This window comes from Sorangium sp. So ce375 (genome assembly GCF_051473855.1).
Classification (GTDB): Bacteria; Myxococcota_A; Polyangia; order Polyangiales; family Polyangiaceae; genus Sorangium.
In genome coordinates this window covers 12,612,803-12,637,027 of record NZ_CP150335.1, presented here as the reverse complement: position 1 = coordinate 12,637,027, position 24,225 = coordinate 12,612,803, and the positions used below count along the sequence as shown (strand labels likewise).

The following is a 24,225-nucleotide window of genomic DNA, read 5'->3' as shown; positions in this document are numbered from 1 at the left end:
ACGCTCCGCTACCCGCGGCCACGGTTGGTTACGGAAGAGATGTCGTGAGCGAACTCCTTATGACAGCGGCGCCGCTCGACGCGCGCACCGCGGCGCGGTGACACGCGCGCTGCGCGCGTCGAGCGGCGCCGCTGGCGCGGCAGGGCGACCCAGCACACATCCACTCTTCCGTCCTCGACGCGGCCGCGACTCGACGGCTCACTGCACGGTGGGCTCTGCTTCTTGCTGCCAGAGCGCCGCCAGAGCGAACGTCTTGGCGTTCTCCGGCACAGCCTGGCAGAAGCTCTGGCGCCGCGCCGGGTCGTGGATCCACTGCGCCCGCGCGACGAGCCGCTGCATCGCCACCGTGATCGACTCGCGCGCCGCCTCGTGGTGCCCGGAGGCCCGGAGCGACTCGGCATAGACGAGCCGGATCTGCGCTTCGCCCTCCTCGGTCCCGCCCACCGACACGAGCAGGCCGAGCCCGCGACGGGCCGCGTCGAGCGCCTCCTCTGCGCGCCCCTGCTCGAGCAGCACCCGCGCGCGCACGGCGAGCGCGAGCGCCTGGAGCGTCGGCACGTGCGCCAGCATCGCCACGGCCGCGCCCGCCTCGTTGTCCGCCGCGCCGAGGTCGCCGAGCCGCGTCAGGATCGCGGCGAGGTACGCCCGCGACCGCGCCTCCTGCCGCCGGTTCGCCTGCGCGACGAAGGCGTCGATCGCCTCGACCGTGGCCGCGCGCGCCGCGCCGAGATCGCCCTGCTGGATCCAGAGCAGGCCCTGGTTCTGCCTGGCGAACGCGGCCACGTTGTAGAGCCCGAGCCGCCCCGCCTCCGCGAGCGCGTCGCGCAGCTCGGCCTCGGCGCGGCCGTACACCCCGAGCTGCAGCAGGCAGTGCGCCGCGTTCACGCGGCTCAGGCACGCGTTCCTGAGATCGCCGGTCTGGAGGTAGGCGGGGATGCTCTGCTCCGTGCACGAGAGCGACGCCGCCGGGTCGCCGTAGCAGAGCGCCCGCGACGCCCGGAGCGCGTGGATGCGCGCGGCCACCGCCGCGTCGCGCTCGGCGAGCGGCATCGCCACCCGCGCGAGCTCCTGCACGATCTCCTCCGCCGCCGCGTACTGGCCCCCGTGCAGGAGCGACCCGGCGATGCGCGCCAGCGCGCTCACGGAGGCGCCGGTCGCCTCCTGGACGTCGATCCACGAGCCGCGCTCCCCGCTGACCGGGCCGGGCCCGCGGAGCTCCTCGACGAGGTCCGCGAGCCGGTCGCCCATGCCGAGGCGCACGCGCATCGACGCGACCTCCCCGGCGGCGGCATACCAGAGCGCGCTCTTCCGGGGGAAGCCCCGCATCGCCATGACGGCGCACCGCTCGGCCTGGGAGGCCTCGCCGAGCCACTTGTGCGCCTCGGCCTGCACGAGGCGCAGCGCCGCGAAGAGCTCCCCGTCGACGTCGGCGCTCGCGGCCCCCTGCTCGGCGCGCTGGATCGCGGCGCGGAAGTCGTTCGCCCCGAGGGCCTGCTCCGCCGCGCGCCGGAACCAGACGACCGCGCGCTCGGCGTCGCCGCCGCGCTCGAAGTGGTCCGCCAGGAGCGCCGCGTCGCGCTCGCCGGCCGCGTCGAGCCACTCGCCGGCGAGCAGGTGGCCGAGCGCGCGGTCGGCGTCCGTGAGCGTCGCGTACGCCGCCTCGCGCACGAGCGCGTGCCGGAACGCGTACTCGTCCTCGCCCTGGAACCTCCCCTCGCCCCGGCGCGCGATGAGCTCGCGATCGACGAGCACCGCGAGCCACCCGTCCACCTGCGGGGAGCGGCGCTCGCCGCCGAGCAGCGCCATCAGCCCGCCGCGCCAGAACTTCTGGCCGAACACGCTCGCGGCGCGGAGCACCCGCCGCGCCTCGCCGTCGAGCGACTCGAGGCGCGCCTGCACCATCGACAGCACCGTCTCGGGGAGCGCCTCGGTCCGGCCCGACGCGGCCGCGCGGATGAGCTCTTCCAGGTAGAACGCGTTGCCGCCGGCGCGCTCGCACAGGCGCGCGCAGAGGTCGGGCGTCACGGCGTCGCCGAGCACCTCGCGCACGAGCCGCTCGCTCCCCCGCCGCCCGATCTCGCGCAGCCGGAGCTCCTGGACGCCGCGCGAGACCCACACCTTCGGGAAGACGTTCTCGACCTCCGGCCGCGCCAGCGCGAGCACCATGAGCGGCTGGTCGCTGAGCGCGAGGGCCGCGTCGATGAGCTTCACCGTGGGCACGTCGCCCCACTGGAGGTCCTCGAGCACGAGCAGCACCGGCTGGGCCCGGCACTCGGCGAGCACGAAATCCTCGAAGGCGCGTCGGATCTGGTCGCCCATGAGCATCGGGTCGCTCCGCGCGGCGCGCAGCTCCACCCTGCCCTCGTCGGAGAAGCGGATCCGCGCCACCTCGCCGAGGAACTCCGTCACGCGGTCGAGATCGGCGCCGCTCAGGTACCGGCCCACGCGGGCGCGGAGGCGCTGCTCGCGGACCTCCTGCGGCTCGCCGCCCGAGAGCCCGGCCTCGCGGCGGAGCATCTGGCGCAGCATCCCGAACGGCGAGCCGGCGCTCATCGGGTCGGCGTGGCCGAGCCAGACCTGCACCCGCTCCTTGCGCTCCTCGACGCGGCGCAGAAACTCGTAGCGCAGCCGGCTCTTGCCGAGCCCGGCCGGCGCCGTGATGAGCACCGCGCGCGCGGTCGGCTCGCTCAGGCACTCGTCGAGCACGGCGTCGAGGATCGCGAGCTCGTGGTCGCGCCCCACGAACGGCGTCGTGCGCCCGAGCAGCGTCCGCGCGGCCTCGACGAGGTCGCGCTCGGCGCGGAGCACGAGGCCGGTCGCGTCGCCGCCGACCTCGAAGCGCGCGTCGAGCAGGCCGGCCATCACCTCGTCGAGGCGGATGGATCCGCCGTCGGCGCGGTCGAGCAGCCGCACGGCGCGATCGATGGTCGGCCCCATCGGGAGCTGGTCGTCGGCGGAGCCGCGGCCGGCGACGAGGGCCATCTGCACGCCGGGCAGCAGGTCGCGCACCTCGAGCGCGCACCGCGCCGCGCGCGCGGCCTGGTCGGTGATGAGGCCGCGCCCCTCGAGCGTGATGAGCAGCAGCCCGTCCGCGAGGGTCTGCAGGGCCCCGCCGAAGCGCGACGCCACGCGCTTCACCTCGTCCTCCGGGACGGTGCGCGCGAGGGGCATGGTCATCGGGAGCGTCATCGGCATGGTGGGCCCCTGCCACCCGTGGGCCTCCTGCGCCCCCATGCGCGCGAGCATCAGGCAGAGCGTGCGCCGCTCGCCGGTCGTGAGCGCGCTCGCGCGCCGGCTCATGGGCATCGGGGGGGTGCTCTTGATCTCGCCGACGCGGAGCAGCTCGAGGGCCACGGCGGCGCCGTTCGCGGGCCGGTCCGCCGGGGCCTTGGCGAGCATGCGCGCCACGGCGATGTCGACGTTCTCGGGGATGTCGGCGCGCACGTCGCGGAGGCGCGGCGCCTCGTCGAGCACGACGCGGAGGAGGGCGGTGTGGATGTCGTCGCCGACGAACGGGGGGCGCCCTGTGAGGCAGTGGAACAGGACGCAGCCGAGCGCGAACACGTCGGCCTGGGTCCCGACGTCGCGCTCGCCGCGCGCCTGCTCGGGCGCCATGTAGAACGGCGTGCCCATGACGACGCCGGTCATGGTGAGGGGGGCGAGCGACGTGAGGCGCGCGATGCCGAAGTCGAGGAGCTTGACCTGCTCGGCCGATTTATCGACGAGGTACAGGTTGCTCGGCTTGAGGTCGCGGTGGACGACGTTGTGGCGGTGCGCCTCGGCGAGCGCCTCGGCGACCCGGAGGCCGAGCGTGACGCTCTCGGCGATGGTGAGCCCGCGCCGGCGCAGCCGGTCGCCGAGGCTCTCGCCCTCGAGCCACTCGAGCGCGAGCCAGGGCTCTCCGCTCTCGGTGGCGCCCTGCGCGATGTACCGGACGATGCCGGGGTGCCGCAGCTCGGCGAGCACCTGCGCCTCGCGCGCGAAGCGCTCGCCGTGCTCGAGGCCGCGGCCCGACATGACCTTGAGCGCCGCCGTCTCGCCCGTGTGCCGGTCGAGGGCGCGGTAGACGGAGCCCATCCCGCCCGACCCGGCGAGGCGCTCGATCAAGAAGCGGTCGGCGACGATGTCCCCGGGTTTCATCGGGACGGCGAGTATCACACGGAGCCCCGTGGGAGAGGCCAGATCCCGGCGACGGGCGCGCGGCAGGGCGCCGGCGCGCCCGCCCACTCCCTGCGGCGGAGGTGTGATAGGGTACGCGCCATGTCCGCGCTCGTTCTGCCCTCCGTCGAGCTGCTCGCGCCTTACGAAACGGGAAAACCTCTCGATGAGCTCGCGCGCGAGCTCGGCGTGACGGACGCCGTGAAGCTCGCCTCGAACGAGAACCCGCACGGCCCGAGCCCGCGCGCCCTCGAGGCGGCGCGCCAGGCGCTCGCGAACGTGCACCTCTACCCGGACGGGGCGGCCTACCGGCTGCGCGAGCGGCTCGCGGCGGTCCACGGCGTCACGATGGACGAGATCGTCCAGGGAAACGGCTCGAACGAGCTGCTCGACCTGATCGTGCACACCTTCGCGACGCCCGGGTCGCACATCGTGTTCGGCGACCCGGCCTTCGTCGTCTACCGGCTCGCCGCGCTCGCCTACGGCGTCCCGTTCACGGCCGTGCCGCTGCGCGACCTGCGGCACGACCTCGAGGCCATGGCCGCGGCCGTCACGCCGAAGACGCGGCTCCTGTTCATCGCGAACCCGAACAACCCGACGGGCACGCACGTGAGCCGCGCCGCTGTCGAGCGCTTGCTCAGGGAGCTCCCGCCCGAGGTCATCGTGGTCATGGACGAGGCGTACATCGAGTACACGGACGCGCCGGACTTCCCGGACTCCATGCGCCTCCGCGGGCTCCGCGAGCGGCTGCTCGTGCTGCGCACCTTCTCGAAGATCTACGGCCTGGCGGGCTTCCGCGTCGGCTACGCCGTGGGCCCGGCCCAGCTCATCGACTACATCAACCGGGTGCGCGCGCCGTTCAACGTGAGCGCGCTGGCGCAGGTGGCCGCCCTCGCGGCGCTCGACGACGCCGAGCACATCGAGAAGAGCCGCGCGCTGAACCTCCGCGAGCGCGAGAGGCTCACGCGCGAGCTCACGCGGCGCGGGCTGTCGGTGGCGCCGAGCCAGGCGAACTTCGTGCTCGTGGACGTCGGGCGGCCGGCGCGCCCGGTGTACGACGCCCTGCTCCGGAAGGGCGTCATCGTGCGGCCCTTCGGCAACCTGCCGACCAGCCTGCGGGTCACCATCGGCACCGAGCGCGAGAACCAGCGATTCCTCGACAGCCTGTCCGACGTGCTGGCCTGATCCGGCGAGCTGCGCGCTACCAGCGCCTCGCCTCCGGCGGCGCGCAGCTCACTGCAGCGCGCAGCATGCCGCCGAGGCGCAGCGGCACGAGCGTGATGAGCTCGCGCTCCTCCGCAGCGCCGGGGCGCGCCGATGGGCTCTCGTGGACGTGCAGGAAGTCGCAGCCGCCCGCCGGCTCGGCCGCCGTCTGCCCGACCTCGAAGACGAACGGGCTACCTCTATCGCTCGCCTCCGGGCCGAACGAGGAGGCGAGCCTGGACATGAGCTCGTCCGCGCCCTCCGGCGGGCTCGTGCGCGCGATGTCGACGAAGCGCGAGAACAGCGCATAGCTCGACGGGTGAGCCACCGAGCACAGGCAAAACACGGGGCGACCCGGGTGGGCGAGCATGTACCGGATCAGGCGCAACAGGACCTGGCGGAGGACGTCATCATCGCCGACGTTCTCGCCGAGCGCCCCGGACTCGCCGCGGAAGATCGCGATCTGCGCGCCGGAGGGCTCTGGATCCATGATCTGAACCGCGAAATAGCCGGTGATCTGGCCGCGGGCGCCCCTCTGAACCACGAGGGCGCCGTGCTCCGCGCCAGCGTCGATGACGTGGGTGGCGAAGCTCTTCTCCCGCTGCGCGCCCTCGAAGATCACGCGGCGTAAGCCATAGAGCTCGTCGATGAGACGCTGTCTCTGATCCGGCGACATCTCACGTGGAACAAGAACCTCGACGGAGGTCTGGTCTTTCATCGAATCCTCCATGCCTGCCCATCCCGATCGTCCACCTCGGCCGCGGGACGGCGGTCCGCTGGGCGCCGCCAGCGCCGTTCATGCGGCCGGCGCCGGCGCCATCAGCGCCATCCCATTCAGCAACGATGGTGCCACCGGTGCGAGGAGCGGCGATGACGCCACAGCTGTCCCGCATCGCCTGCGTCCGAGCCGCGCGCCGCGCGCCCGCCGGAGCTCGGCGGCGCGGCGGATTCAAGCTCTATCGCTGTACTGCGGCTGCGTTCGCCGCGACGCGCGGCGGAGCGGGTGAGGCCGGCGGGCATCAGGCCGGCGGGCATCAGCACGGGGCGCCGCCGAGGCGCGGCCCCGGCGTGAAGCGGATCGGCAGGCGCGTCGGGCCGTGCACGTGGATCGCCCGGCGCGGCTCCCATGGAGCGTCGCTCGCGAGCTCGAGGCCGCCGAGCCGCGCGACGAGATCCGACAGCGCGACCCTGGCCTCGAGGCGCGAGAGCGGCGCCCCGATACAGAAGTGGATGCCGTGCCCGAACGCGATGTGCGGGTTGGGATCACGCGCGATGTCGAAGCGATCTGCACCGAGAAACTGCCGTGGATCTCTGTTGGCGGAGCCGATCATCGCCAGCACGGCCTTGCCGGCCGGGATCACCTGGCCGTGCATCGGGACGTCGCGCCTCGTCACGCGGAACATCGCCTGGACCGGCGAGCGGTAGCGCAGGACCTCCTCGATCGCGGAGGGCAGCAGATCGGGCGCGGCCCGGAGGCGGGCGAGCTCGCCCGGGTTCTCGAGGAAGCACAACATGGCATTGCCGATCAGGTTCGTTGTCGTCTCGTGGCCGGCGACGAGGAGGAGCTGGAAGAAGCCCAGGATCTCGTCCTCGTTCAACCGCTCTCCGTCCACCTCGGCCTCGACGAGCCTGGTCAGGAGATCGTCCTCCGGCGCCGCCCGCCGCTGCTCGATGAGGCCGCTCAGGTAGGCCTGCATCTCGGCCGTCACCGCGGTGAACTCGACGAGCGCCCGGGCCGCCTCCTCGCTGCCGGAGACCGTATGGCTGAGGTCGAGGATCGCGTCGCTCCAGCGCTTGAACCGCGGCTGGTCCGCCAGCGGGGCGCCGAGCATCTCGGCGATCACCAGGAGGGGGAGCGGGACTGTGTACTCCTCGGCGAGGTCCATCTCGCCGCCCTCGATCGTCCGGTCGAGGAGCTCGCGCGACAGCCGGCGGATGCGCGGCTCGAGCCCCGCGACGGCGCGCGGGGTGAAGGCCCGCACGATGATGGCGCGCAGCTTTGTGTGGCGCGGAGGGTCCGCGAAGATGAGCCACTCGGCGGTCCTGGTGCCCGGCGGCGACACGACCGAGCTGAACGCCTCGTGATCGTGGAGCGCCCGCTTCACGCCGTCGTAATCGAAGATCATCCACGAGTCCGACGGTGGATAGTGGAGCACGGGAGAGCGGCTCCGGAGCTGGTCGTAGACGGGGAAAGGGTTGCGGCGCATCTCTTCCGAGAACAGGGTCATCGCTCACGACCTCCAGCGGAGGCCAAGGTAGGATCAGGGGGCGTGGGCCGCTTGAACGAATCCCGGATCGGCGCCGTAATCGCGGACGCGTTCGCGGTGCGCGCCTCGACCGCGACAAGGTCGAGCCTCCACGCCGAGCACGGCGCGGCGATCCTTGTCGGGCTCGAGGGCGAGGTGACCGTGACCGAGCCCGGCGGCGGGGTCGTGCGCGGGCGCGCGGTCGTGGTGCCCCCCGACGTATGGCACGCCGCCGTGAGCCCCGGACCGACGCTCGGGTTCCTGTACGACCCCGAGGAGATGCCGCACGTGGCTGGCCACGCGCGCGTGCTCGGCGGTCCCTCTCCGCTCGAAGGCCGGCTCCTCTCGCGCCTCGACGCGGCCGTGGCAGCGCACCGCGCGTCCCTGTCGCGCCCTGATGTCCTCGACGGCCTCGCGCGCGAGCTCGCGGCCTGGCTCGCGGAGGCGTCGCCGCGCCGCGCCCCGGACGGGCGGGTGGCCCGCGTCCTCGAGGCGCTGCGCGATCCGGCCGGGGACCGGCGCCTCGCGCTGTCGCGCGCCGGGATCTCCGAGGCGCACCTGCAGGCGCTGTTCGTGCGCGACGTGGGGCTGCCTATCCGCACCTTTCAGCTGTGGCGCCGGCTGCTCGCCGCGCTGGGGTCCTTCGCGCGCCTCGACGCGACGGGCGCTGCCCACGCCGCGGGGTTCGCCGACCTCGCGCACTTCTCGAGGACCTGCCGCCGCATGCTGGGCTACTCACCGAGCGAGCTGCGCAGCGGGCTGATGAAGTAGCCCTCACCGCGCAGCGCCGGCGCGGCGCCGCCGGCCGCCGCGATTGACGTGGTGCACCCCAGCCGGCAGCGTGTCGGGCCGACGAGGAGATGACGTCATGACGATGGATATCGCCGCGCTCCGCCGCGACACCCCGGCCTGCGCAAGCGTCCTGCACTTCAACAACGCGGGGTCCTCATTGCCTCCGGCCGTCGTGGTCGACACGGTGGTCGAGCACCTGCGCCGCGAGGCGGCCGTCGGCGGCTACGAGGCCGAGGCGGAGGCGGGCGCGCGGCTCGAGGCCGTCTACGGCTCGATCGCCCGGCTGATCGGCGCGGCGCCGGACGAGATCGCGCTCGTCGAGAACGCCACGCGCGCCTGGGACATGGCGTTCTACTCCCTCCGCTTCGGCCCGGGCGATCGCATCCTGACCGCGCGGACCGAGTACGCGTCGAACTACATCGCGTTCCTGCAGGTCGCGCGGCGCACCGGCGCGGAGATCGTCCCGATCCCGAGCGACGAGCGCGGCGCGGTGTCGCTGCCCGCGCTCGATCGCCTCCTCGACGAGCGGGTCAAGCTGATCGCCGTCACCCACGTCCCCACGAACGGCGGGCTGGTCAACCCGGCGGAGGAGATCGGCCGCCGCGCGCGGTCGGCGGGCGTGCCGTTCCTGCTCGACGCCTGCCAGTCGGTGGGGCAGCTGCCGATCGACGTCGAGGCGATCGGCTGCGATCTGCTGTCGGCGACGGGCCGCAAGTACCTGCGCGGGCCGCGCGGCACCGGCTTTCTCTATGTCCGGCGCGCGCTGCTCGACCGGCTGGAGCCGCCGTTCCTCGATCTCCACGCGGCCCGCTGGACGGCGCCGGACCGCTACGAGCTGCGGCCCGACGCCCGGCGCTTCGAGAACTGGGAGAGCTACGTCGCTGGCCGGCTCGGGCTCGGCGCGGCCGTGGAGTACGCGCTCCGGCTGGGCCTTCCGGCGATCCGCGACAGGATCTCGGCGCTGGCCGAGCGCCTGCGCGCGCGGCTCTCCGAGCTCCCCGGGGTCGCCGTGCGCGACCTGGGCGAGCGGCGCTGCGGCATCGTGACCTTCACCAAGGACGGTGAGGACGCCGCGGCCATCAAGGCGCGGCTCGGCGCCCAGGCGATCCACGTCAGCGTGTCGACCGCGGCCGGGACGCTGCTCGACTTCGAGGACCGCGGGATTCCCGATCTGGTGCGCGCCTCGGTCCATTATTACAACGACGAACCCGAGATCGACCGCTTCGTCGCCGCGCTCTAATCGCGCGGCGCCGACGCTCAGTCGGCGGTTACAACCACCTGCGAGCCATCGTACGTGACCACGCGATCCGGGTCCGCGGTGACGTCGACGCCGGCGCCGTGACGCGAGCCTACCCGCACGATCCTGAACGTCCTGCTGGCCGGCATTCCGGTATAACTCCCCGTCCTCGCGCCGATGGTCAACGTCTTTGTGGACTCGCTCCACGTGAATGGAATCAGCGAGTATTTACCGTCCTCGTAGTCGTAGCTGTCGCCCTCGTCCTCGTAAAGGGTGAAGGCCCCGTCTTGGCCCGTGAAGATCCGGATCTCCAGCGGGTCGACGCTCTGCGTTGCATACTGGATGCTGGGCCCCATGGGGACGATCGAGCCCGCCTTGACGAAGAGCGGCATTTCGCTGAGCGGCGCGGGGACCGACGCCGTGCGCCCGCCCTCCGTCGTCGAGCCTGTCCAGAAATCATACCAGGTCCCCGCGGGGAGATAGACGGAGCGGCTGGTAGCGCCCGCGGTGGTCACCGGATTGACGAGGAAGGCAGGGCCGAACAGGAACTGATCCTTGATGTTGAACACCTTCGCGTCGTTGGGATAGTCGAAGACCAGGTGCCGCATCATGGTGTAACCGTCGCTGGTCACCTTCCATGCCAAGGAGTAGATGTACGGCATCAACCGATAGCGCAGGTTGTCGATCTTGAGGAGATTGGCCTTTGTGGCGGCGCTCCAGCTGTTGCTGTAGAGCTCCCTCGAGCCGCCCCCGTGTATCCGGAAGATCGGGGAGAAGGCGCCGTACTGGAACCAGCGGGTGAAGAGCTCATTGTTCGCGCTGGTGGTCCAGTTCACGTTGTGGCCCCAGTAGCCGCCGATATCCGTGGTCCAGTAGGGCATCCCCGCGAGCGAGAAATTGAGCCCCGCGGGGATCTGCTTTGTATAGGTGGCGAAATCGCTGTTGATGTCGCCCGACCAGCACGTCGTGGCATATCGCTGCTGGCCGGCGAAGGCGCTGCGGGTGAGGACGTAGACTCGCTTCTGCTTCGGGCCGATGCCGCGCCAGTGCTCGTACAACCCCGCGGCGTGTCCCAGGGGATAGGCGTTCAGGTACAGCGCCCCCTTGCCGAGCGCGGTGTTGGCCGCCCGCACGTTGACGGGGTCCGGATAGGCCTGAGGCTCGGTGTTGTCGGCCCAGATGCCGTCCCAGCCGTACGGCCCCAGCAGGCGATCGTGGATCTGCTGGTACACCAGAGCCCTGGCGTCGGGGTTGAATGTATCATAGAAGCGGTGTGTTCCGCTGCTCGGGTACAGCGCTCCGATTTTATCCAGCGCATTGTAGTTGCCCATCTCTCCCGCCTTGCGCTCGGCGTTCACGCGTTGATACACCGGCCAGATCGATATCATCGTGTGAACATTGGCCTTGTGCATCTGGTCGATGAGAGACGCCGGATCTGGATAGCGGCCTTCATCCATGAAGTGAGAGCCCCACGCGTACGGGGTCCAGTAGTCCCAGTCTTGAACGATGCAGTCGACCGGGATGTCGTTGTTCCGGTAGCCGTCCTTGATCCTCAGCAGCTCGGCCTGGCTGGCGTACTTGTCCTTCGACTGGAAGAGCCCGTACGCCCACTTCGGGAACAGCGGGGCCGCGCCGGTCGCGGTGCGATACTGGGCCACGACCTGGTCGATGCTCGGACCATAGAAGAAATAATAGTCCACCATCTCGCCGGCTTCCGACGAGTAGCTGTACTTGCTGTTGTTGGCCCTGGTCCCGTCGAAGTTCGAGGTGGAATAGTTGTCCCAGAAGATCCCGTAGCCCTTGTTGGACACCAGCACCGGAACGTTGATCTCCGTGTTGGCGTTGAGGATGCGCCGCGTCGTCCCTTTGCGGTTCATGACGTTGTCCTGGTGCTGACCAAGACCGAACAACGCCTCGTCGGCGGGGGAGTCGAAGACGGTCTCGACGCGATTCGTGCTGACCCCCTCGACGGTCGCGGGCGTCAAGGTCTTGCTGTCCTCCGACAGGATGACGCCGTCGTTCAGGTCGGCATAGGTGACCAGGCCGCTGGTCGTGTCGACGTTGACCTTCAAGCGTGAGGTGGTGATGGTCACCGTCCCCGAGCTCTCCTCGACGCAAAAGCTCCGCTTGCCCCACTTGTTATCGACGGACAGAGACGTTTTTTCAGGGAGCGAAGGGGCGGTCGTGTACTGCGCTCTGATGATGCTCTCGTTGCAGACCTCCAACCTCAGCAGGCCGGACTCCAGATTGAAGGTGACCCCGGCGGCGTCGACCGCGTAGAGCTCGGTCGCTGGAGGTGCAGGCGGGCAGACCAGCTGGTCGTCGCCTCCCTCGCCTCCAGAACCGGCGCCGCCGCCGCCGTCACCGCCGCCGCCGCCGCCGCCGCCGCCGCCGACCCCGGCCGTACCGCCTCCCCCGACGCCGGTGGTCGTGCCCGTCGTGCCAGCGGCGCTGGTCGCCGCGCCGCCGGCGCCCGGACCGGGCTCGTCGGACCCGCTCGAGCATGCGCCGCTCAGGGGCAAGAGGCCGATCAGAACCGTGGAGAGATAACGATGAATCAAGTTTCGCATGACGCCTCGCGAGCAACAGAGTTCAGAACAGTTCTTCGCAGCTTCGATAATCTCGGCCAGCTGCAAGGGCGCGGACGGTTTCCATGCGGCTGGAGCAGGGAGCTGGCTCAACCTGCGCGTCGCACCGCTCAAAGAGGCGAAGGGCGCGACAGAACACGACGTGGGCAAGGTGCTGGTGCCGGACGAGCTCTGGGAGTGACTGGAGCCTCCACGGCGGAAAGACGCAGCCGAAGCCGCAGGGCGGCCTGCCGCGTACAGGTCTCGGTGCGGAGGGCGACCGGAGCGAGGCGAAGCGAGAGGATCCCCCGCTCTCTCGCAATGTGAACGTTCACACGGCCGGCGTCAATTCCAATCGACCGAACCGCGGGTCCCCTCGATCCCGGGGGAGAACATGACCGGCGGGGCTCCCTGCGGCTCACCGGTCCGCGCCGGTCCCCGAGCACGGAAGCGGGTGTGCCTGAGCGGCGACCGCGACGCGAGACGGCGTTCGCGCGGCGGTGATGTGGACGGCGCTACTTGGACAGCTCTTCGATGGCCGCGGCGAGCTCCGCGGGGGGAAGCGCGTTGGCGGCGCGCCAGGGCGGCATGCGCAGCGGCGAGGTCGCGGGCTCTTGCAAGCGAAAGATGGCTTTGTCCTTCGCCTCTCGCGACATGCCGTCCAGGTTCTTCACGTTGAACTTCGTGCGGTTCAGCGCCGGGTTCCCGCGACCGTCGTGACAGCGCGAGCAGAGCTGCGTGAGCACGGCGCGCCCGCTCGCTCCCGGCGGCGGCACAAGGCCGAGCTTCACCTTCGCGTCTGCGGAGAAGATGTCGCGCACATCGAGCAGGGACTGTCGCGGGGCCGCGCCGGTCACCACGTCGAGGTAGGACCTGGTCCGCTCCGCGCGGAGCGCGGGATCCGTCACGTCGGCGAGCGGATAGGGCACCGGAATCGAATCACCCGCCAGCGACACCGCGAACTGCTTCTCCCAGATCGGGCTCGACGAGCCGGCCTTGACCTCGGCCTCGATCCGCGGGTCGAACGCGTTCGGCTGCGCCGCCTGGCCTTCGGCGACCAGCAATGCCTCGAGCTGCGCGCCGCTGCCCTCGTCGATGGCATTCTGGATCGTCGCGATGGGGATGCCGCCGTACTGCGCGTCCTGCGCGTGGGCTTCGAAGAACTGCGACGTGAGCACCCGATCGGACTCCGTGCGCTGCACGAAGCGCTGCGGGAACCAGTGCATCCAGGGGAACTCCAGCTCCTGCATGCGCAAGATCTTCTTCGTGCCGTAGCCGCCGGGCTGGTGACACGAGCGACAGTCGAACGACGTATTCTCGACGTCTCCCTCGCTGTAGATGCTGAACGCGGTCCAGCCGTGCTCGATCTCTTCGGTGAGCAGGCTCGCGAGATCGCAGCTGCCGTCGTAATCACACTGCCGCTCGAACGTGAACAGGTAGAAGTTGTAGTCACCTGTCGAAGGGTCGCGGCTCACGACCTCGACGAAGGGCTCACCGCGAACGAAGCCGAGCGCGGTCATTTCAGCCGGCTTCTCGCGCATCTCGGTCACGCGCGGAAAGACGATGAGGCGCGGATTGATGGCCGAGACGGCGCTCTTCACGAGCGAGGTGGAGTTGCCGGTGAGGGCGAAGGCGCGATCGTCGTCGAGCTTCGCGACGCCGAGCAAGCTGGCGAGGTCGGTGATGTTCGGCCGGGGCGTGGCGCACACCGCCTGCCAGAAGCTGTCGCCGCGCGGCGTCGCGCAGAGCGCGCGGTGCTGGGCCTCGCGCCTGGGTAGGCCCGACAGCTCCGGGTCGGGAGCGCTCACGGACGGCAGCGAGTCCCAGTCGGTCATCGCCTCGTCCGTGGCAGCGCCCCCGCCGATCTCGCCGACGCACGCCGAAAGCAGCAGCGAAGAGAGGCACAGGCTCGGCAGGCGCGTCACGCGGGCCTCCTTCGGCGGGCGCCGAACGTCATCAACCCCGCCACGAGCGCGAACGAAAGGAGCGGCGCGTGGCGGTCGCCCCGCCCGCTCGCCACGCTGCAGCCAAAGCCCCAAAAGCTCCCCTCGCTCGGCTCCTCACCCGACCCGTCCTCCTCGCTCGGCTCACGGTCGACGGTGCCGTCCAGCTGCTGCACGTAGGCGATGAGCTGCGCGAGCTCGGCCTCGCTGAGCGCGCTGGTGAAGGCGTGGCGATCTTCGGCGTTGGCCGTGACGAGGACGTCGCGCAGCGTTGGCGCGGAGCCGTCGTGCAGGTACGGCGCCGTCTCCCAAACGCCGTTCAAGGTCGGCGTGTCGATGCCGAACAGCGGCTCACCGGCGCGCATGCCAGAGGACGCCTTCACGGTGCCGACGTCGTGCAGCTTGCCGCCCGCGCTGTCGGTCCCGTCGGGACCCGTGTGGCAGAAGCCGCACCCCAGGCGCCTGAAGATGGCGCGACCCGCGACGCCATCTTCGGTGAGCGAGCCGTCGGCGTTGCGGAAGGGGCTCGGGTGGTGCGTGTCGAGCGAACCGAGGAACGCCGCCATCGCGTCGAGCTCGGGGCTCAGGCCGGCCTTCTTGTCGCCGCGCGGCGCGGCGACGGTTCCCACGGCGAGCTGCTCGGCGCTCAGGAAGCCCTTGCCGCCGAACAGGTCGCGGATGTTGTCGTCGGCGTCCTGGATCTCGTCGAAGCTGCCGCTCCAGTTGACGTTGCCGTGGCCCGTGCCGCGCCGTCCGAGCAGCGAGACGGTGTTGCGAAGCCCCTCCCCCACGCTGCCGAAATCCCAGACTCGCCCGTCGTCCGCGCCGTCGAAGTGACACGACGCGCAGCTGATGTAGCCCTGGTCGCTCATGCGTATATCGGCTGAGTTGAAGAACAGCTGCTTTCCGCGCAAGACCTGCGCGTCGAGCTTCTCCGCGGCGACGGTCGGAATGTCGGCCAGCTTCTTTGTGATGAGGTCGTGCGAGCTGACGATGTCGGCGACGTCGTAGACCGCCACCGTACGGCTGAGCGACGCGTGCACGAACAGCTTGTCGGTCTCGGTCAGCGCCAGGCCGCGCGGAGAAAAGCCCGTCTCTTTCAGCGCGGTCACGAAGTCGCCCGTGTAAGCTTCGCGGACCTCCACCAGGGCCGAGCCGGCCACGCTGACAAACGCATAGTCGCCGAGCGGCGTGAACACGACCTGGTTGGGCAGATTGCGATCATCCAGATCGATGCGCCGCGCGACGTCCTCGACGCCCTCCGCGAGGTTCAGCAGCGCCAGGAGCGGCCGCACCGTGTTGTCGTCGGTGAGATCGAGCCCATCGCGAAAAGGACCACGATAGATGTTGTCCTTCTTGCCCGGCACCCACGCGAACGAGCCGTCGGGCGAGAGCGCCGCCGAGAACAGGTAGTTCGGCAAGCCACGCCCTTGTTGGTCCGTGTCCTCCGTCGTGGTGTCCGCCGCGAGCTGGAAGCGCGTGCTCACCTGGAACGTCGCCGCGTCGATGCGCGCCACCTCCCCGTGGCTGTCCTCGGAGATGAAGCGCGTGACGTAGATCTGCGCGCCGTCGTGCGACACCGAGACGCCCCGCGGCGTGCCGCCGAGCACCAGCTCCGCCACGACGGCGCCGCTCGCCGCGTCCAGCTTCAGCACCTTGCCGACGGCCATCAGCGTCACGTACGCGGCGTCCCCGGTCGGGCTGATCGCGAGGCCCATCGGCTGCGACGCGTACGGCAGCACGACCTCGCGCTCCACCGCGAGCGACGCGGCGTCCATGATGGAGAGCGAGTGCGCGTCGCGGTGCAGCACCCACAGCTTGCCTTGCGCCGTGAGCGCGAGCCCGACCGGGCCGCGCGCCACCGGCACCTCCGCGAGCTTGATCAAGGCGTTCGCGTCGAGCACGGTCACGCTGTCGTTCTCGTAGTTCGCCGTGTAGACCTTCGCGTTCGGCTGGTCGTAGACGAGATCTGTCGAGCCCGCCGCGCTGCCCGGGACGAGCGGCAGGTGCGCCGTGTGCACGAACGAGACGCTGGTGAACCCGACATCGTCTTTGACCGTCGCCAGCACCGGGTAGTGGCCGGGAGCGGCGTAGGTGTGCACCTGCTGCAGGTCGTCGACGGTGAACTCGGTGCGTGTCTCGTCTCCCATGTCCCAGCGCACCTGGACGGGGCCGACCGCACCGTCGATCGTCAGGTCGAACGTGACGGCCTCGCCGGCGAGCGAGGGCGCGCGCTCGGCGACGCTGGCCGTGATGGCCAGCGCCTCGGCCGGCCAGGCCGCGACCGAGCAGATGCCTCCGAGCAGGCCGAGGACCTTCGGGAGCGAGCGCATGGCTCAGGGACCGGTCGTGAACGTTGACTTGAACTCGGCCGCGATGCCGTTCCCGACGAGATCTTTCACGCCGCCCTTCGGCAGGACGATCTCATAGGTGGTGTTCGGCATCAGGTCCTCGTCCGGGTCGAAGTTGACGATGCCCATGTACACGCCGAACGTGCCCTTCACCTGCTGCCCGCCCATCGGCCTCACGATGAAGCTGCCGTGGTGAACCGTGGCGATCTCGACGTTGTCGGTGAGGCTGAGGCCGATGCGCGACTTCCTGGGCAGACCCGTCGCCCCGCTCTTCGGCAACACCGTGTCGACCGCCGGGGGCGTGGTGTCCGGCTCCATGGAGTGCGCGGCGATGACCATGCCGCGGTACGGCAGCTCGTCGTCGGCCAGCACCACCAGGCTGCCGACCGGGATCGAGAACTGATCGTCGCCGTTCGTGAACTCGAGCCGGCCCCAGACGCGACTCTCGATCGACATCCGGTTGATGTCGCGCACGTTGATCTTGGAGACGCCGGCGTCGGGCCGCAGGTGGCCCAGGAACATATAGCCGTCGGAGAAGCTCATGTACTCGGACCCAGCGGGGTACCCCTTGGCCCTGAACGCCGAGTCGGGCAACGTCGCGACGGGTGAATTGGCCGAGCCGATGTCCGTGGGGTCGGTCAGCACGTCCCACACGCGCAGCGGCGACTGCACGTAGACGTGCTTGCCGTACAGACCACAGATGTAGCTCTTGCTCGGGGCGATGAAGTCGAGCGCGACCGGGTTCATCGGATCGCTGATGTCCATCGTCGCGATGCCGCCGTTGTCCTTGGGCGTCGTGATGACGAGCGTATTGCCGACCGCCCACAGCGGTCCGGCGCTCACGCCGCCAAACTGCGAGGTGGGGATCTTCTTGACGAATTTCACGTCCTCGGGATCCGCGGCGTCCAGGATGTGCAGGCCCGTGTTGGTGCCGCCGACGTAAATGACGCTCCCCTGCCAGTACATGCCCCAGACGGAGTCGGTGAAGTCCCCATAGTTGATGCCCTGGAGCCGGACGAGCCTCACGTGACGAGGCGCGCGGGCGTCGGTGACGTCCCAGATGTCAACGCCGGTGCCCGAGGTGGTGACCTGGTAGAACTTGTCGCCGTAGCGGGCGACCGAGGTCTGGTGCGACTCCGCCTCGCCGACGCCCTTGGGCCCTCCCTTGGGATCGAAGCCAGGGCTCTGGATGCGCGAGAGCATCTTCGGATTTGTCGGATCGGCGATGTCGTAGAAGACGATCTCGGCGTTGCCCGCGCCCTGAACGTAGCCGTTGATGACGATGGGCTGGTTCTGGTGGTGGCCCGCCTCGAGCGTCGGCGACACCAGGCCGTCTCGCCAGTTGTTGCGCGGCAAGTTGATCTTGTTCGCCGGCATCGGCGTGTTCGGGATCTTGCCTTCCGGGGCGGTGATCGTGTCCGGGTCGAGCTCGCCCGCGCCGCCGCTTCCAGTCGTGGCGTCGCCACCCGAGCCGCTCGTGGCGCCGCCGCTCGTGGCGCCGCCGCTCGTGGCGCCGCCGCTCGTGGCGCCGCCGCTCGTGGCGCCGCTGCTCGTGGCGCCGCTGCTCGTGGCGCCGCCGCTCGTGGCTCCTGCCGCCGGCATCGGGGCTGCGCCGCCGCTGCCCGTCACCACGGATGTGGTGTCGCCCGAGCCACCGCCGTCATTCCCTTCGGGTGAGCCGAGGTCCCCGCCGGAACACGCCGCGAGCAAGGCGGCGAACGAAGGAAAGCCGAGCCAACGTAGTCCCATCCTCGTCGAAGGCATGCCTGACCTCTTCTGTAGCGTGTGGGTCTTGATCGGTGGCCATCCCGACGGAAGGTGGAGCCGACAGCCCCCACCGCGATCGCGCGGGCACGCGGGCACACGGGCACACGGGCACACGGGCACACGAACGTGCGACGCCCCCGTGAATGAATCGGTTAAGCCGTGGCGAATTGTGAACGTTCACATATCGAATGTCAAGCGCGATCGGCCGCTCGCATTTTGACGCGTTCCGGCGGGTCCCTGCTTGGGAGCGAGGGTCGCCGGTTTTCGATTGACGCTATAAATGTGAACGCTCACATTCACTGGCCGGGTGCCGGACTTCCGAACGGTACAGCTTGGCGTGGTGGTGCTCGCCGTCGCCATGGTCGTCGTGTTGGATAGGCTGGTGAGGAGGTGCTCGACATGGACTACGCTCGTTCGAAGCTGATTGCTGGTCTTCTACTTTCGGCATGGCTCGGGGCTTGCGACGGTGGTGAGGACAAGCCGGGCACGGCGGCCTCTGGCCCAGGAACGTCGTCATCGAGCTCCAGCAATAGCTCGAGCAGCAGCGGCGCAGGCGGCAGCGGCGGTGAGGGCGCCAGCAGCGGCACGGTGGGCAGCGGCGGCGCGACGGGCAGCGGCGGCGCAGGCGGCACCGGCGGCGGCGGCGCGGAAGGCGGCGGCGGCGCGGAAGGCGGCGGCGGCGCAGGCAGCACGCCGCCGCCGACAGAGTTCGACAATCCCATCATCAAGTACGATGCGCCAGATCCGACCCGTGGTCCCGGAGAAACCATCTTTACCGCGGACGCCGCGGCCATGGTCTGGAACAACAAGGTCTACCTCTATACCGGCCATGACGAGCAGGCCGAGGGTGCAGAGGGCTACCGCATGCTCGACTATCGGCTCTGGACATCGTCCGACATGATCCGCTGGGAGAACGAGGGCGCGGTGATGCGCTACAATGTGTTCTCCTGGGCTCGCGGCAGCGACTCGACGGGCAACGCCAATGCGGCTCAGGTGGTCGAACGCGACGACGAGAACGGCAACCCGAAGTTCTACTTCTACGCGCCGGTGGAGGGCGGCCAGTCCGGTTATGGAATCTCGATCGGCGTCGCGGTCGCGGACAAGCCGGAAGGGCCGTTCAAGGACGCAAGGGGAATCCCGCTCATCTTCCTGGCCGACACCGACGGCACGGCAGACCACTCGTGGCGAAACCTCGACCCGACGGTCTTCGTCGACGACGACGGCCGAGCCTACATGTACTGGGGGAACGGCGTCTTGTACTGGGTCGAGCTCGACGACGACATGATCCACCTGAAGGGCGAGACCTACACGACCGATGGCAGCGGGAAGATGCAGAACCGCAGCATCGGCGGCGCCCAGATTCACGTGCTCAAGAACATCCCCAGCTACACCGAGGCGCCTTTCCTGTCCAAGCACGGCGGCCTCTATTACTTGACCTACGCATCGGGGTTCCCGGAGAGCATCTCCTACGCGACCAGCGCGTCACCGGAGGGGCCGTGGCAGCACCGGGGCGTCATCCTGGACCCGGTGCCGAACAGCAGCACCATTCACCAGTCGCTCTTCGAGTTCAAAGGGGCCAGCTACCTCACGTACCACAACGCCGCGCTGCCGACCGGCGGTAGCTACCGGCGATCCACGTGCGTCGATCGCGCCTACTACAACGACGACGGGACAATCCGGAAGATCGTCCCGACACACAAGTGACTTGCACGGCGCGAGCCGCTCGGCCCTCGCAAGGAGAGCTGTCGTACTAATCGATGTGCAGCGGCGGCGGCAGCGCCCCGTTCAGCCGGGCGACGTCGCGCGCCACCTCGACACGACGCGCCTCCTGATCCGCGCGCGACGGGAACGGGATCGCGGCGAACGCCGCGAGCGCGGCCTCGGCCACGCGCGCCGCGCCCTCGGGGCCGAGGAGGCCGCGCTCGAGGGCCACGAGCGCGGCGCCGATGTACGTATCGAACAGGTGAACGCCGGAGGCCGTGAGCTCCCTCCGCGCGAGATCGGGTGTCGCGACCACGTCGTGGATGAAGACCGCTCTGACCGCCCCCGGCGCGAGCTCGAGCATGCGCTGGCCGAAATGGATATCGCCCTGCCCGCTGTCGCCGACGAAGACGAAATCGTACTCGGGGTACAGCCGCCGGTACTCGAGGAAGTTCTCGAGCTTCTTCTCCGCGATCGTGCGGTTGCCGATGAGGCGGGTGAACGAGCCCGCGAGCACGTTGGCGGAGAGCTGACCGCGCTCGGCGAGCGCCTTGATCGTCGCGTCCTCGACGACGCCGAGGCGGTCGCCGGGGCGGGCCGTGACGAAGGTCAGATCGCCGGCCCGCCCGGGCTCGAGGCCAGGGCCGCGGTCGAGCTCCGCATAGAACTGCAGGACGCCGGGATAGACGGTCTTCTTCGGATACCGGGCGTCCTTCCAGTTCGCGTAGAACGTATCGTCGATATCGGACAGGATCTTCACCTCGCGCGACGAGGCGGAGCCAGCGGCCGAGCCCGCCTCGCGCGCGAGGTGCGCGAGGAGCTCCTCGCGCAGGGCGTCGTCGTCGATATCGTGGTAGAAGAGCTGGTGAAGGTCGCGGTAGCCGCCCCGGCCGTCGAGCGCGTTCTTGAGCCGCGTGACGTCGGCGCCGCGCGTGCCGAGCCAGATGCGGCGCAGCGCCTGCTCGTCGAGGCGGCCCGTGCGGCCGCGCTGCAGCGCCGAGGCGAGCGCCGCGCGCGCCGCGATCCCGAGATCGCCGAGGCGATCGGCGGTCAGGAGCTCGAGCAGCGCCGTGCGGTTGTCGGGGCCGACGAGGCGATCGTCGATGTCCCCCAGCAGGGCGGGCAGATCGAGCTGGAGGAGCAGCCGATCGAGCTCGATGGCGGTCGATCCCGCGAGGATCTCGAGGATCCGACGCTCGTCCTCTCGGTCGGTGTGGGAGGCCAGGCGCTGCCGGATCTCGTCGAGCTTCGATAACACCGACGGGATGGGCGCGTCGGGAGAGGTGTCGATCGCCATGGGGGTTCCAGCAACATAACGGATCTGCCGGCGTGCTGCCGAGGCTGTCCTTCATCCGTGCCGCGGGCTTGCTGCGAGCGGCGCCGGCTCTCGTTGCGCTTCGGGCTTGGCGACGGCGAGGGAGTGGTGAAGAGTAGCCCTCCGCGCCAGCCTGGGAGATGAAGCAGCAAAACCAAGGGGCGCTGAACACAGACACCTCCTGACGAGAAAAAAGCGATGCAAACATCTCGGACGAGACGCAATGCGCCATGGCGCGCGCCCGCGGCGGCCCTGGCCACAGCGGCCATCGGCGCGATTTATCCTGCCGTGGCGCATGCCCACTTCTCCCTGCTCGAACCGGCCTGCTATTCGGAGCAGGATCGCCTCGGCAACCCGCAGAAGAGCGCTCCTTGCGGCCAGGCAGACCCCGGGCAGGCGATCCAGCCGACCGACGCTGTAACCACATTTGTCCAGGGTCAGAAGATCACCCTGACCATCGAGGAGGGCGTCTTTCACCCGGGCCACTACCGGGTGTCGATCGCGCCGGATCAGGACTCCCTCCCTCCGGATCCGGCGGTGACCGCGGGCTCCACGCCGTGCGGCTCCACGGAGATCGAGACGAACCCGCAGCTGCCCCTCGTGGCGGACGGCCTGCTCGTCCACACGGCGGCGTTCTCGGGGAAGCAATCGGTCGAGATCACGCTCCCCCCCGATCTGACCTGCACCAACTGTGTGCTGCAGGTCAGCGAGTTCATGTCGAATCACGGGCTCAACAACCCCGGCGGCTGCTTCTACCACCACTGCGCGGTCGTCACGATCGTGCCGCGCGAGGATGAAGGCGCAGGAGCCGGCGGCGCGGGCGGTGGAGCCGGCGACGGCGGCGCCGCGTCCACCAGCAGCAGCGGAGCTGGCGAGGGCGGCGCCGCGGCTACCAGCGGCAGCGGAGCCGGCGACGGCGGCGCCGCATCCACCGGCGACGGCGGGGCCGCGTCCACCGGCGGCGGCGAAAGCGCCGGGTCGGACACGGACGAATCCTCCGCGTCGTCCGGTTGCGGATGCCGGGTCGGCGCCGCCGAGACCCCCACCGCCGCCGGCGCTGCGGGCTTGCTCGCGCTCGGGCTGCTGCGCTGGCGGCGCGCGCGGGCGAGGAGAGCTCTCCGGCCCACAAAGCCTGTGCGCTGAGGCGAGCGTGGGCGCGCCTCCACCATGCCCAGCACCGTCTCCGGCAACGCGCGCCCGCGCCCCTCGGCCCGAGCCCGGATGAGCCTCTCGAGATAGAAGGCGTTGCCCCCGGCCCGCTGCACGAGCGCCGAGACCTCTTCGGGCGCGAGCGCGTCGCCGAGCGCGCTCTGCACCAGCTGCTCCGCGGCCCGGGCGGGCAGCTCGCGCAGCCGTAGCTCCGAGCGTCCCCGCTCGGCCCAGAGCCTGGGGAAGATCTCGTGAACCTCGGGCCGCGCGAAGGCGAGCACCGCGTAGGGCCGATCGCGGAGCTCCCGCAGCGCCCGGTCGAAGATCCTCACCGAGGGCGCGTCGCCCCAGTGGAGATCCTCGAGCACCACGAGCACGGGGCGCACGCCCGTCACGGCGCGCGCGTAGTCGATGTACGCTCGCTGGATCCCCTCGACCATGAGCGTCGGGTTGTGCCGGGCGGCGCGCTGCGCGAGCAGCTCCTCGTCGGACAACGCGATGCCGAGCAGCTCGCCCAGGAACGCCGCCACGCGCAGCCGCTCCTCGTCCGCGAGGAGCGGCGCGAGGGCCCGGGTGAGCTTCCGCCGCCGCACGTCGGGGGTCTCCCTCGCGGCGATCCCGAGCGCGCCCCGCAGCGATCCGGCGAGCATCGCGAACACGGAGCCCGTGCCGATCGAGTCGCCGCGGACGACGCTGCACCATTGCGCGAGGAGGATGCACCCCCCCCGTGGCGCCTGCAAGGCGGACGAGCGGCGTGAACCTCGGCGCCCGGAGCGCATTCTGTCACACGAGGTATGCGCGGCGACGCGCCATGTATACGCGGCGACGCGCCATGTATACGCGGCGACGCGCCATTGCCCCCTTGAATCGTTGTTTCTTATCCCTCCTCCGAGAGAAAACCATCCTGATGGAATGATTGAGCTGCGGAACCGGCGCGGAGCGGTCGCCGGATGGGCTCTGCGGGTGACGAGCCGCCATAGCGGGGAGCAGCAGCGCGCGGACCGCTCTTCACACGCGTCGCGGCGGCGCCTCCTTCGGTATCAATCTCCGGGTCCGTTCCTCCGGTGCACGGTGCCTTCGCTCGCCTCGAGCCCGGCGGCCGACTCGACGCGATCGGCGTGAGGGCTGCCCGGGTGTGCTTCGAGGAAGCGGCGCGCGGCCGCGTGTGCGCCCGCGCGATCCCCCATGCTCGCCAGCGCCTCGACGCGGATCGCGGCGGCCTCGTCGGAGAGCTGAGCGCTCGGGAACTCGCGCGCGTGGCGAGCCAGGAGCGCAAGGGCGGCCGCCTCACCGCGCCGCAGCGCGCGCCGCGCCGTGTCGAGCAACGCCAGCTCGGAGGCCAGCGTCGGCGCGCTCTTTTCGCGCGCGCGGGCCGCTCGCCGCCGGGGCTCCAGGACCTCCCGGCGCCGCTGCTGCGTCCTCCGGGCGCGCGAGGCGATCCGCAGCGCCGTGCTGAACAGGAACGCGGCCTCCCGGCCGGACTCGATGTCCCCGAGCCTCCGGGCCGCCACGAGGAAGACCTGCTGCGCCGCGTCCTCCGCGTCGGCGCGCGGCACGCCGAGCCGCACCAGCGAGCGCCAGACGAACGCCGAGTGTTCCATCACGAGCCCGGCGAGGCGCCCGGCCGCCGCCCGGCTGTCGGGTGGAACGGCGGCGGGGAGCGGCATCAGGGTCAGCGCTTCACCACGGCTCACGCCCCCTGCAATCTCCGCATCGGGGCGGCCCGATCACGAAAACGACGGGCCAGCGCCGAGGTGGCGCGTCCAGGGGATCGCAGGTCGCTACCCTGAAAAAAA

The 24,225-nt window shown here is 70.5% G+C and carries 15 protein-coding genes; 6 read left to right on the top strand and 9 right to left on the bottom strand.

Translation table 11 applies throughout. The annotated features are described in order from the left end of the window. Window positions 1–198: 198 nt before the first annotated feature. Complete coding sequence (locus WME90_RS46950) at window positions 199–4,140, bottom strand: protein kinase domain-containing protein (protein WP_437278633.1); 3,942 nt, start codon at window positions 4,138–4,140, stop codon at window positions 199–201. 120 nt (window positions 4,141–4,260) lie between these two features. On the opposite strand from WME90_RS46950, the gene hisC reads away from it, so the two are divergent. Continuing rightward, window positions 4,261–5,343: a histidinol-phosphate transaminase gene (gene hisC, locus WME90_RS46945; protein WP_437278632.1), complete on the top strand. Its 1,083-nt coding sequence runs from the start codon at window positions 4,261–4,263 to the stop codon at window positions 5,341–5,343. A 16-nt stretch (window positions 5,344–5,359) separates the two neighbouring features. Here hisC and WME90_RS46940 read toward each other — a convergent pair whose 3' ends face one another. Further along, complete coding sequence (locus WME90_RS46940; protein WP_437278631.1) at window positions 5,360–6,079, bottom strand: hypothetical protein; 720 nt, start codon at window positions 6,077–6,079, stop codon at window positions 5,360–5,362. 316 nt (window positions 6,080–6,395) lie between these two features. After that, window positions 6,396–7,589, bottom strand: coding sequence for a cytochrome P450 (locus WME90_RS46935; RefSeq protein WP_437278630.1), 1,194 nt, complete (start codon window positions 7,587–7,589; stop codon window positions 6,396–6,398). Between the two features lie 42 nt (window positions 7,590–7,631). Between WME90_RS46935 and WME90_RS46930 the strand changes: the two genes are divergently transcribed. After that, window positions 7,632–8,378, top strand: a complete 747-nt coding sequence (locus tag WME90_RS46930; RefSeq protein ID WP_437278629.1) for a helix-turn-helix domain-containing protein — start codon at window positions 7,632–7,634, stop codon at window positions 8,376–8,378. Between the two features lie 97 nt (window positions 8,379–8,475). Beyond that, on the top strand, window positions 8,476–9,639 hold the full coding sequence (locus WME90_RS46925; RefSeq protein WP_437278628.1) for an aminotransferase class V-fold PLP-dependent enzyme: 1,164 nt from the start codon (window positions 8,476–8,478) through the stop codon (window positions 9,637–9,639). Window positions 9,640–9,656: 17 nt separating this feature from the next. Here the strand turns inward: WME90_RS46925 and WME90_RS46920 are convergent, their stop codons facing one another. After that, window positions 9,657–12,206: a glycoside hydrolase family 31 protein gene (locus tag WME90_RS46920; RefSeq protein WP_437278627.1), complete on the bottom strand. Its 2,550-nt coding sequence runs from the start codon at window positions 12,204–12,206 to the stop codon at window positions 9,657–9,659. On the opposite strand from WME90_RS46920, the gene WME90_RS46915 reads away from it, so the two are divergent. Next, window positions 12,205–12,405, top strand: a complete 201-nt coding sequence (locus tag WME90_RS46915; protein ID WP_437278626.1) for a hypothetical protein — start codon at window positions 12,205–12,207, stop codon at window positions 12,403–12,405. The two genes, WME90_RS46920 and WME90_RS46915, sit on opposite strands and share 2 nt — an antisense overlap. Before the next feature lie 313 nt (window positions 12,406–12,718). Here the strand turns inward: WME90_RS46915 and WME90_RS46910 are convergent, their stop codons facing one another. From WME90_RS46910 to WME90_RS46900, 3 genes are read right to left on the bottom strand one after another with little or no spacing between them, the layout of a single operon-like run. After that, window positions 12,719–14,128 (bottom strand): c-type cytochrome, encoded by a 1,410-nt coding sequence (locus WME90_RS46910; protein ID WP_437278625.1) that lies wholly within the window; start codon window positions 14,126–14,128, stop codon window positions 12,719–12,721. Continuing rightward, window positions 14,125–16,479 (bottom strand): PKD domain-containing protein, encoded by a 2,355-nt coding sequence (locus WME90_RS46905; RefSeq protein ID WP_437278624.1) that lies wholly within the window; start codon window positions 16,477–16,479, stop codon window positions 14,125–14,127. Before WME90_RS46905 ends, WME90_RS46910 begins: the two co-directional genes overlap by 4 nt. A 3-nt stretch (window positions 16,480–16,482) precedes the next feature. Then, window positions 16,483–18,261 (bottom strand): Ig-like domain-containing protein, encoded by a 1,779-nt coding sequence (locus tag WME90_RS46900; protein WP_437278623.1) that lies wholly within the window; start codon window positions 18,259–18,261, stop codon window positions 16,483–16,485. Window positions 18,262–18,663: 402 nt separating this feature from the next. Between WME90_RS46900 and WME90_RS46895 the strand changes: the two genes are divergently transcribed. Continuing rightward, a complete protein-coding gene (locus WME90_RS46895) occupies window positions 18,664–19,968 on the top strand; it encodes a glycoside hydrolase family 43 protein (RefSeq protein ID WP_437278622.1) in 1,305 nt (434 codons plus the stop codon). Window positions 19,969–20,014: 46 nt separating this feature from the next. Here the strand turns inward: WME90_RS46895 and WME90_RS46890 are convergent, their stop codons facing one another. Beyond that, a complete protein-coding gene (locus WME90_RS46890) occupies window positions 20,015–21,262 on the bottom strand; it encodes a phosphatase domain-containing protein (protein ID WP_437278621.1) in 1,248 nt (415 codons plus the stop codon). A 216-nt stretch (window positions 21,263–21,478) separates the two neighbouring features. On the opposite strand from WME90_RS46890, the gene WME90_RS46885 reads away from it, so the two are divergent. Beyond that, window positions 21,479–22,423, top strand: coding sequence for an SCE4755 family polysaccharide monooxygenase-like protein (locus WME90_RS46885; protein WP_437278620.1), 945 nt, complete (start codon window positions 21,479–21,481; stop codon window positions 22,421–22,423). Between the two features lie 1,046 nt (window positions 22,424–23,469). Here WME90_RS46885 and WME90_RS46880 read toward each other — a convergent pair. Next, on the bottom strand, window positions 23,470–24,123 hold the full coding sequence (locus tag WME90_RS46880) for an RNA polymerase sigma factor (RefSeq protein ID WP_437278619.1): 654 nt from the start codon (window positions 24,121–24,123) through the stop codon (window positions 23,470–23,472). Window positions 24,124–24,225: the final 102 nt, after the last annotated feature.

Bases quoted from the DNA above. Each gene is read 5' to 3' on its own strand.
- WME90_RS46920 (WP_437278627.1), bottom strand. From the start codon at position 12,206: ATGCGAAACTTGATTCATCGTTATCTCTCCACGGTTCTGATCGGCCTC.
- WME90_RS46915 (WP_437278626.1), top strand. From the start codon at position 12,205: ATGACGCCTCGCGAGCAACAGAGTTCAGAACAGTTCTTCGCAGCTTCG.
- WME90_RS46885 (WP_437278620.1), top strand. From the start codon at position 21,479: ATGCAAACATCTCGGACGAGACGCAATGCGCCATGGCGCGCGCCCGCG.
- WME90_RS46895 (WP_437278622.1), top strand. From the start codon at position 18,664: ATGGACTACGCTCGTTCGAAGCTGATTGCTGGTCTTCTACTTTCGGCA.
- WME90_RS46925 (WP_437278628.1), top strand. From the start codon at position 8,476: ATGACGATGGATATCGCCGCGCTCCGCCGCGACACCCCGGCCTGCGCA.
- WME90_RS46905 (WP_437278624.1), bottom strand. From the start codon at position 16,479: ATGCGCTCGCTCCCGAAGGTCCTCGGCCTGCTCGGAGGCATCTGCTCG.
- WME90_RS46900 (WP_437278623.1), bottom strand. From the start codon at position 18,261: ATGCCTTCGACGAGGATGGGACTACGTTGGCTCGGCTTTCCTTCGTTC.
- WME90_RS46940 (WP_437278631.1), bottom strand. From the start codon at position 6,079: ATGAAAGACCAGACCTCCGTCGAGGTTCTTGTTCCACGTGAGATGTCG.
- hisC (WP_437278632.1), top strand. From the start codon at position 4,261: ATGTCCGCGCTCGTTCTGCCCTCCGTCGAGCTGCTCGCGCCTTACGAA.
- WME90_RS46935 (WP_437278630.1), bottom strand. From the start codon at position 7,589: ATGACCCTGTTCTCGGAAGAGATGCGCCGCAACCCTTTCCCCGTCTAC.
- WME90_RS46950 (WP_437278633.1), bottom strand. From the start codon at position 4,140: ATGAAACCCGGGGACATCGTCGCCGACCGCTTCTTGATCGAGCGCCTC.
- WME90_RS46890 (WP_437278621.1), bottom strand. From the start codon at position 21,262: ATGGCGATCGACACCTCTCCCGACGCGCCCATCCCGTCGGTGTTATCG.